This window comes from Chamaesiphon polymorphus CCALA 037 (genome assembly GCF_003003845.1).
Lineage (GTDB): Bacteria > Cyanobacteriota > Cyanobacteriia > Cyanobacteriales > Chamaesiphonaceae > Chamaesiphon > Chamaesiphon polymorphus.
This window is the reverse complement of record NZ_PVWO01000531.1, coordinates 1-3,821: the sequence shown is the minus strand read 5'-3', so window position 1 is coordinate 3,821 and position 3,821 is coordinate 1. Positions and strand designations below refer to the sequence as shown.

Genomic DNA, 3,821 nt, shown 5'->3' with positions numbered 1-3,821 from the left:
GAGCATAGGCAATCTGATCCAGACCTACCTCTGCTGGTGTCGCACCATTGAGATCTTTAAAGAAGGTACCGCGTTGCTCTGGTGTGATGAGTAAGGTAGCTTCATCGGAACCAGAAAGGGATGATAAGAAAATTTCTACATAACCGCGAGCCTCAAAATTGGCATCGGTAATGATTTGAGAATTGAGAATATTTGGTTGTAAGATTAGTAATCCCGTTCCGTTCTCAGGCAATGTAAACGTAATCCGTGCCTTATTATTTTGGGGAACAACTTCTGGAACTAACTTTGCGGATGGATTAGCTGCAAACAAATTGACGCCCGAAATATCAACAGCATTGAGAAAATCATCAAAGTTTACGGGACTTGGTATTGCACCCCCAGGATTTTCAGGGAATTTGAGCGTAAACACAACAGAGACTGTTACTGGAAAGAAGTTAACATTGGCAATAGTCAAAAAATAACCCTGGAGAACATTTCGGCTGAGATTTCCCAATCCTGGTGGAACGGGAACCCCAGGAGGCAAATCTGATGCTCTTGGTAGCTGTGGTTTAACCAATACTTCAAAGGTAGAGACCAGCATATCTTTTTACTTCAAGTAAGTTACAAAATGATTGTAACCTCCTTGAAGTGAAAAACAGTATTTACATCACAGAACATAGTATTTTGTAATATATGTTGATAATATTTGGCTCAAACAGAGATCGATGTCAACTCAAAAGGCTGCCAGGGTTTAGGCTCGATCGCTTTAGTAGCTAGAGACTTGGATGCGAGTAAGTCTGCGAACTCGGAAACACTACCTTCTGCTGTCAAAATCGACATCAGTAACCCCTCGAATTTGATATCACCACCAGCGGCTGTGGGCACGATAAATTTGGGTTTGAGGAGTTCGCACAGTGACAGTGCGCTGGCTTTCCCTTTAATGACAGCACCGAGTAGCGGCAGCTTGAGATCGATTAATGGGGTAATGACGATATCGATCTCCGGTTCTTGGGCAAGCGTCGGCGAGTGATAGCCGTGGGGTTCGTAGTAAAGGCTGGTATCATCTGCGCGCAAGATATAACCATTTTCGATCGCGGTGGGGCCTACTGGCGAGCCAGGGACAGCTTTAATATCGATCTCGGCAAAGCGATAACTTTCGCCTGGAGCGAGGGCGGTAACTTGTTGGTAGCCGAGTTTTTGGACTACTTTAGCCGCGTTGGGCGAACCGATGACAGGGATCGATCGATCCAAGACTTCTAAAGTAGGGATGTGGGCGTGATCGGGCAGTCCTTGGGATAGTAAAATTAGATCGATATTCGCGGGTATGGGTCGATCGACTGTTTTGGTACCTAGAAACAGCCACGGTAGGTCGCCAAAGCTAAGATTGCCCACCAGCCAAGGGTCTAATAAAATATTTTTACCGCCCAGTTCGATGAGCCAAGAGTTACTGTCGAGCCAGGTAAGTTGCATAAAGTTTTTAGATCTGACATATACTTAATATAATTTAACACTGACTCGATCGAGATTGCCATATTCTCTACTCTTGCAATCGGGGCACACTTAATAGTGGATAGTGAATCGTGAATAATTCATTGACAGAAATTTGGAATTGTCCCGAAGCGTTTGAGTTTATTTGTACGCAGAAGTGGGATGGTTTAGCTCCGACAGATCTCGATAATGTGCGTCACTGCGATGTGTGTAACGAGCGCGTTTATTGGAGTGCTAATCCTGAAGAATTTGTAACGAATAGTACGCAGGGGCGATGCGTCGCCGTACCGAGAACGGCGATGCCCTTAGATGGTGAAATGGCGGGGAGAGTCAGTCCCGAATATTATCGAGATCGAGCGATCCACAAAGCCGAATATCAGCTTTGGCAGAGTGGTTGGAATTTAATTCTCGATCGCGATCCATTTTTTATTCTATTCTTAATTCGTAAAGGTTATCCCGATGCTTTGGAGTTGTATATCGAATTAGCGACTAAGTTACCAGACGAACGCGAACTCACGCGTCGAGCACATATTTTATTAGCTCGATCGGAGAATCGGCAACAGTTCGTACGGTATCTATTAAACATCGGCTGCATCAATGAAGCGATCGCCATTACTAGATCTACTCAAGATCGTTCGATTGGTGATAGTACAATTCGGACATTATTGAGCATGAATTTAGTTGCAGAAGCTCGACAACTTCTGCCAACGCTCGGTGGCGATCGTGAATACTATCGATGTATCTGTGCGATCGCCGATAAAATGTCAGAATTAGGACAACATGGAGCAGCGATCGAGCTATATGAAAATTATCTTGCCAATATTACTAGTAATTTTACAGAAATGGAACTGCAAATTTCCAATCGGCTGCTAGATGTCCGACTGTTAGATTTATTTAGTAATTTAGTTGTCGATTTTCCCGTAGAAGCAGATTTTGTCAAAAATACTTGTGAAGTATTAACTGACGAACCGCGACGTAAAAAATTTGTAATCTATCTTCTCGATAACAAACACATCGAGCTAGCCGTCGCGATCGCCAAAACGATCGAACAAGATTCGCATCTATTGATGTATCTAGTAGCAAGATTTAGCGAACTGAATGAAGTTGAAGCAGCTCAAAAAATTGTCTCGATCCAAGCATCAGGACAAGCTCAGTTCGACGGTTTAAACTGGATTCTCAGTCGGTTGCGATCTTCACAGCAAATTGGCAGAGCGATCGAGGTTTGCCAGTGGTATCTAGCTAATATCCAAAATATTCCTACCGATCTTGAAGCTGAAGTTTTGCAGCAAATATCGAGTTTGCGATTGCGGCTAGATCGATCGTAAACTTCTCTTTGTCAGTCTCGATCCGATTCCCTCACTCCACCCCTACGACTGTTTAACAGTCCAGTTTTAAAAGCAATAACCGATTGCTAGTAGATGCAAGCTCACTATCCACTATCCACTATTCACTATTCACTTCGATTTTAAAGTCTCACTCTATTATAAATTGCATGAATATTTACTCAATCTTCCAACAAACCGATCGCCAGCGGGTTAGCGATGGTGAAATAGTGCCGATGCTCGGTGGTTGTGAAGCCAGACGATTGTTAGTAATTGTCTGTCCGCAATTGGGTGATTTCGACAGCCTTGAATATGCTTGGTGGTTGCAACGCGATCGCCAACAACTCGAAGAGACAGGTTTAACAATTAGAATGGTGGGAATTGGCGATCGAACTGCGGGATTAAAATTCACAGAATTTACCGGATTTCCACCCGAATGGTTGTTTGTCGATCCTGCTGCTAAATTACACGCGCAGCTCGATCTTTATCCAGGGTTATCGCTGAAATTACCTGGGTTTAATGCTGCTCGAAATGCTTGGTTGAATCTTATTTTAATGTGTGCTGGTATAGGCAGTCCGGGCACGCTGCGCGAGGTGTTTCGCGGGTACACGGGCGATCGATCTGCACCGCAATTAATTCAAGATGGAGAAGTTGTAAAGGCTAAACCGTTACCGCCGATTGAAGGCTCATTTTTTAAGTTGGCGGGTGGAAATGGTTTTCAAAGACCGTTTGAATTAGCAACATTACGGCTGCGAAATATGGCCGAGGTAATTGGCAATTGGAACACATATGTGCCCGATCCTACTTATCTGACTCAGCGCGGGGGGACTTTCTTATTCGACGATCGTGGAGAGTTACTCTACGAACATCGCGATCGGGGTATTCTCGGTTTTGCTGCCAATATGAGCCAGCCATTATCGTTTCTAAATAACTAAGCGTACACCTTGCATTAGAACAGATGATACTAGAGTCTGGTGGATAGTGGATAGTGAATAGTGAATAGTGAATAGTGGATAGTACTAGTACTAGTAC

4 protein-coding genes are annotated in these 3,821 nt (G+C 43.9%); 2 read left to right on the top strand and 2 right to left on the bottom strand.

What is annotated here, in order from left to right:
- A partial coding sequence (locus C7B77_RS25835; protein WP_106311740.1) for a hypothetical protein occupies window positions 1-580 on the bottom strand: 580 nt, incomplete at its 3' end.
- A 110-nt stretch (window positions 581-690) separates the two neighbouring features.
- Window positions 691-1,449, bottom strand: a complete 759-nt coding sequence (locus tag C7B77_RS25830; protein ID WP_106311738.1) for an MBL fold metallo-hydrolase — start codon at window positions 1,447-1,449, stop codon at window positions 691-693.
- Between the two features lie 110 nt (window positions 1,450-1,559).
- Between C7B77_RS25830 and C7B77_RS25825 the strand changes: the two genes are divergently transcribed.
- Window positions 1,560-2,792 (top strand): hypothetical protein, encoded by a 1,233-nt coding sequence (locus tag C7B77_RS25825; RefSeq protein WP_106311736.1) that lies wholly within the window; start codon window positions 1,560-1,562, stop codon window positions 2,790-2,792.
- A 167-nt stretch (window positions 2,793-2,959) separates the two neighbouring features.
- Complete coding sequence (locus tag C7B77_RS25820; protein WP_106311734.1) at window positions 2,960-3,724, top strand: peroxiredoxin-like family protein; 765 nt, start codon at window positions 2,960-2,962, stop codon at window positions 3,722-3,724.
- Window positions 3,725-3,821: the final 97 nt, after the last annotated feature.